Below are 5,383 nucleotides of genomic sequence, written 5' to 3' on the forward strand. Positions count from 1 at the left end.
TAATAAAAATAATAATAATGTCTAACTATGTTACTTAATAAAGCCAACCAATTATTTCAACAAAATAAACTCAAAGAAGCTGAGTTTCATTTTAAAACGCTATTAAATAGTAATCCCGAAAATGGTGAAGCTTTATTTGGCTTAGGCAGAATTGCCCTACGATTAGAGCGTTATGACGCTGCCGTGTACTTACTCCAAAAAGCGTGTGAGCGCATGCCTCATATGCTTGAACCATTACATGCCCTTGCTGATGCATTTAACGGTGTTAATTCGCCAAACGATGCGTTAACGGTGCTCGAATACGCAAAAAAATTAGCAAGTCATAACCCAGAGCCTCATTATTACTTAGCACAGCACTATTTAACACATGGCGAGTTAGATAAAGCCCATACAACCTTTGCTCATGCACTCAGTATTGGGGTATACCCTGTAACAGCTTATATTTTATTCGAACTTGTGCAGTTAGGTCGCTTTAATAAAGAGCATAATTATGTAAGTAATTTGCACCACTTACTAACTCAAACGAGCAATTTACGTTTAAAAATGGTGTGTTACTACGCATTAGCAAACAGTTACGATGCACTTGAAGATACCGAGCAAGCATTTAATTATTTTATATTGGCAAATAAATTACAAAGAAAATTAAGTGAATTTAACACTAAAGATTTAATCCCTTTTTACGATGAAATAATAAAATACAACACCGAGGAATTTATTGCCTCTGCCGATAAAAAATTTACAGGTAATATTACACCTGTATTTATTATTGGTATGCCTCGTAGTGGCTCTACCCTCCTGGAGCAAATGTTGGCAAGCCATAGTCAGTTTTCGAGCCTAGGAGAAAGTACGAGTATTAGTAATAACGCGGTTGCTTTTATCGAGCAAAAAACGGGAGTTGCTTACCCGCAATGTTTAGCGCATTTAACGCCTGACTTAATCAAAAAAGCCCGCGAGCTTTATATCGCAACATTAAAAACAGCATCGCCCATCAGACCTTTTATAATAAATAAACTGCCGAGTAATTATCAGTCGCTCGGACTAATATATATCCTATTTCCAAATGCCAAATTTATAAACTTAAGTCGCAACTTTAATGCTACTGCGTTTTCTATTTTCACTAATTACTTTGCCGAAAACGAGCCTTATTTTTGCTCACTACCTGAGTTTAAGCTTTACCATAGTGTGTATGAAAAACTGATGAGCCATTGGTACTCCTTTAAAAGTATGCCAATTTATGATGTCAGTTACGAAGATTTAGTGAGCAACCCAAAAGAGCAGCTAACGCAGTTACTTGGTTTTTTAAACTGTCATTTTGAACAGCGTTGCTTAGCGTTTTATAAACAAAAAACACCGGTAACCACGTTGAGTAAACATGCTATTCGCCAACCTATTAATAACGCCGCAATCGCTAAGTGGGAGCGTTACAAAACACCGCATTTAAAGTTACTTGATGAGAATTAATTAGGGCCTGTTTATCTTTCGAGGTTAAATTTGCAGTAGGCTGTTTGGTATTTAGGCAAGGCAGAGCCTATGTAGTGTGGTTGTTCCCCATAAATAGGCGATAACGTAGCATAAAGACCAAACATGCGCTGCCTTTTGGGTTCAACCCTGAAAGGTCAACAGATCCTACAGATGTGCTTTAAACCAATTAAGTAAATCTTTAAATTGATCATCACGCGCACTTGGGTGGGTAAGCATATTAATATGATCGTAATCAAAATTATGCCCGTGTTTACGACCGTAAATTCGCATTTGTTGAATGCCAGGCCCTGATTCGTCCATAAACTTTTGAATATCGATTGGTTGCGCTAATGCTTTATCTTTTACCGCAGCAATATGAAGCGTTGGCGGTAAATGCAGGTTGTTTAGAGCTTTTGCATAATCAAAATTATCATCAGAATCTATCCATGGCTTCTTTTTAGCCCATTGCATACTTTGATAATGCGACTTTTGAGTTTCGTTATCGCTTCCCCACTTATAACCTTTAGCATTTAAATAGCCGTGTTTTTTAGCAAGTAAAGGTGCCATAAAATACCAAATTAAATTGGCTTGTAATAATTTTTGAGGATGGTTATTAAATAAAGAACGCTTAGAGCCAAAATACACACACGCTTTTACATCATTAATATACTCTGGAAAACGTGCAAACGCGCTGTTCATCAATACCCCGCCCCAAGAGTGAGCGACCCAGTAGTCAGGCTTCTTGCCTTCAATCAACTCTATTTGCTTAATAAAGGTAGGGATGTCTTCTAGGATAGACTCAGTTTGTCCATATTCGGACTCGCTCGAAATAATTGGCTTACTATCACCTCGTCCACGTAAATCAGCCACATAGCATCGGTACCCATGCTCAGCCAAAAAAGGGGCAAGCCCTTTATTAGAATGGGTGTAAAAAATTTTACCGTTTTCTACAGCTCCATGCATAAAAAATACGACAGGCCCTTGCTGATTATCATCGCTGATTCGACGTAAATGAAGTGTTTGGTGAGCGTCTAAATTGATAATTATTGATTGCTGAGAAATCGCCACAGTTATTCCTTTTTATTATTTTCAACTCATCCTACCAGCAATATTAAATATACCAAAGGAAATGTCTGCACTTTACTCATCAGCATTTGTTACAATCACCACATCATATCTGTTGTTAAAATGAAGCCATGAAAGAAAATAAAGCACGTTCAAAATTACACCCTCGTAACCTACATAAAAATGGGTACGACTTCGATTTATTAACAACAGAGCACCCTGCTCTACTGCCTTTTGTTATAACCACACCTGCAGGTACTAAAAGTATTGATTTTAGTGATAACAAAGCCGTTAAAACACTCAATCAAGCTCTTTTAAAAGCACATTATAATATTGATTTTTGGGATATTCCTGAGCACAATTTATGTCCACCTATACCTGGGCGTGTTGACTACATTCATTACTTAGCTGACTTATTAAGTGATGATAATCAACAACAAATACCTTTAGGTAAGCAAATTAAAGTGCTTGATATTGGCACTGGCGCTAACTTAGTTTATCCGCTTACTGGTACAAGTGAATATAAGTGGCATTTTACAGGGACTGATATTGATGCAGCTTCGGTAAAAATAGCAAAGCAAATTGCTCAGTTTAATAGTTTAAAAATAACCCTAAAACAACAAAAAAACGCATCACATATTTTTAAAGGCGTTGTAAATCAAAAAGATCTATATCATTTAACGCTCTGTAACCCTCCGTTTCATGCAAGCGAAGAAGAGGCAAGTAAAGGCAGTGAACGTAAGTGGAAAAACCTAGGAAAAACACCCAGTAGCGCACTTAATTTTGGTGGTCATAATAATGAATTATGGTGTGAAGGCGGTGAAGTACAGTTTATCTCTAACATGATTAAAGAGAGCGAAGACTTTGCAGAGCAAGTACTGTGGTTTACGTCGTTAGTATCCAAAAAAGATAATATTGCAGCTCTTGAAGAAGTATTAAAAGCCCACCCAATAGCACAATATAAAATAGTTGATATGGCACAAGGTCAAAAAATCAGCCGCTTTATTGCATGGACTTACTTTGATAAAGACACTCGTGAGCAAATTTGTAGCGAGCTTGATTAATACCAATTTTATTAAAAACAATAAAAAGGATAAGGCAATCATGATAGATTTTCGCTCTGATACAGTTACAAAACCAACAAACACAATGCGCGATATTATGTACAGCGCACCGGTTGGTGACGATGTATACGGTGATGATGAAAGCATTAACCAACTAGAAGCCTATGCGTGTAAGCGTTTTAACTTTAAAGCCGCACTTTATTGTAGCTCAGGTACACAAGCCAACTTACTTGCAATAATGGCGCATTGTGAGCGAGGTGACGAATACATTTGTGGCCAAAATGCTCACAATTATAAGTTTGAGGGTGGCGGTGCAGCCATTTTAGGATCTGTTCAACCTCAACCTATCGAAAACGAAGCTGATGGCAGCATCCCTTTTAGTAAAATAGCGGCGGCTATAAAACCAGACGATTGCCATTTTGCTAAAACTCGATTACTTAGCCTCGAAAACACCATTGGCGGAAAAGTGCTCCCGCTTGAATACGTAGCTCAAGCACGCGAATTTGTTAATACACATAATTTAGCGCTGCACTTAGACGGCGCACGTGCTTTTAATGCCGCTGTTGAGCTAAATGTTGATATCACTGAAATTACAAAACATTTTGATTCAGTTTCTATTTGTTTATCTAAAGGTTTGGGGGCGCCCGTAGGCTCTTTATTATTAGGCTCACCAGCACTGATTAATAAAGCAAGACGATGGAGAAAAGTACTTGGTGGCGGTATGCGTCAAGCCGGAATGCTTGCAGCCGCTGGGCAGTACGCACTTGAGCACAATGTTGAGCGCTTAAAAGACGATCATGAAAATGCACGCTATTTAGCGCAAAAATTAAGTGAAATCAGTGGCTTTACTGTCGATATGAGTAACACCACTAATATGGTTTACGCAACATACACTAGCAGTATAAACATTGAAGAGATTGCTGAGGCGCTTAAACAACAAGGTATATTATTTAGCCCAAGCAAGCAGCTTAGGCTAGTAACGCATTTAGATATTACGCGCGAAGATATTGATACATTTTTAAATGCTTTGTCGGCCCATATTTAACGCGGCTTTATAATGTTTGCGGCATACCGAAACATATCGGTCATTGCCGCCAATTTCTACTTGGTTACCATCGGCTATTGCTTCACCATTTTCATCGGTACGCAGTACGTGGTTAGCTTTACGCCCGCAGTGACATACAGTTTTAAGCTCAACTAACTTATCAGCCCATGCAAGCAAGTATTGCGACCCTATAAATAACTCGCCCCTAAAGTCGTTACGCAAGCCATAACACAGTACCGGTATGCCTAATTCATCAACCACGTCGGTTAATTGCATTACTTGTTCTTTTGATAAAAATTGGCATTCATCAACCAACACACAATGGCGCTTTTTGTCGTTATTAAGTGATTGAATCAGATCAAATACATCTTTACTGGCATCAAATACATGCGCATCAGCTTGTAAGCCAATACGAGACGAGACTTTACCCACGCCTTGTCTGTCATCAATGGCTGCAGTAAGAATAACAGGTTCCATTCCACGTTCTTTATAATTGAATGCTGATTGTAATAACGTGGTTGATTTACCTGCGTTCATTGCAGAGTAGTAAAAGTATAATTGAGCCATTGCGGTGCCATTTTATAAAAAGTGCGCTTATGCTACCTTAATATTAAATTAATACCAATTTGCAAACGCGAATTTAACGAGGTTATTAGGGCCTGTTGACCTTTCAGGATTAAAATTTGTTCAACCTAGGGGCTATTTAATCGCGGCGTGAGGTTTGTAACCTAGCGGGCTAAGTAAAAAC

5 protein-coding genes are annotated in these 5,383 nt (G+C 38.3%); 3 read left to right on the top strand and 2 right to left on the bottom strand.

The features are described 5' to 3' along the window. Positions 1-27 precede the first annotated feature (27 nt). Positions 28-1,461, top strand: a complete 1,434-nt coding sequence (locus tag GQR46_RS15470; RefSeq protein WP_165741398.1) for a sulfotransferase — start codon at positions 28-30, stop codon at positions 1,459-1,461. Positions 1,462-1,626: 165 nt separating this feature from the next. Here the strand turns inward: GQR46_RS15470 and GQR46_RS15475 are convergent, their stop codons facing one another. Continuing rightward, a complete protein-coding gene (locus GQR46_RS15475) occupies positions 1,627-2,529 on the bottom strand; it encodes an alpha/beta fold hydrolase (RefSeq protein ID WP_165741399.1) in 903 nt (300 codons plus the stop codon). A gap of 128 nt (positions 2,530-2,657) precedes the next feature. On the opposite strand from GQR46_RS15475, the gene rlmF reads away from it, so the two are divergent. Beyond that, positions 2,658-3,590: a 23S rRNA (adenine(1618)-N(6))-methyltransferase RlmF gene (gene rlmF, locus GQR46_RS15480; RefSeq protein ID WP_165741400.1), complete on the top strand. Its 933-nt coding sequence runs from the start codon at positions 2,658-2,660 to the stop codon at positions 3,588-3,590. Positions 3,591-3,630: 40 nt separating this feature from the next. Next, on the top strand, positions 3,631-4,635 hold the full coding sequence (gene ltaE, locus GQR46_RS15485) for a low-specificity L-threonine aldolase (protein ID WP_165741401.1): 1,005 nt from the start codon (positions 3,631-3,633) through the stop codon (positions 4,633-4,635). On the opposite strand, the gene GQR46_RS15490 is transcribed toward ltaE, so the two are convergent. Then, on the bottom strand, positions 4,609-5,202 hold the full coding sequence (locus tag GQR46_RS15490; RefSeq protein ID WP_007582344.1) for a thymidine kinase: 594 nt from the start codon (positions 5,200-5,202) through the stop codon (positions 4,609-4,611). The genes ltaE and GQR46_RS15490 overlap by 27 nt on opposite strands. Positions 5,203-5,383: the final 181 nt, after the last annotated feature.

This window comes from Pseudoalteromonas sp. Z1A6, from assembly GCF_011378745.1.
Taxonomy (GTDB): Bacteria; Pseudomonadota; Gammaproteobacteria; order Enterobacterales; family Alteromonadaceae; genus Pseudoalteromonas; species Pseudoalteromonas arctica.

Coding starts and splice junctions, on each gene's coding strand:
- GQR46_RS15470 (WP_165741398.1), top strand. CDS start 28: ATGTTACTTAATAAAGCCAACCAATTATTTCAACAAAATAAACTCAAA.
- rlmF (WP_165741400.1), top strand. CDS start 2,658: ATGAAAGAAAATAAAGCACGTTCAAAATTACACCCTCGTAACCTACAT.
- ltaE (WP_165741401.1), top strand. CDS start 3,631: ATGATAGATTTTCGCTCTGATACAGTTACAAAACCAACAAACACAATG.
- GQR46_RS15490 (WP_007582344.1), bottom strand. CDS start 5,202: ATGGCTCAATTATACTTTTACTACTCTGCAATGAACGCAGGTAAATCA.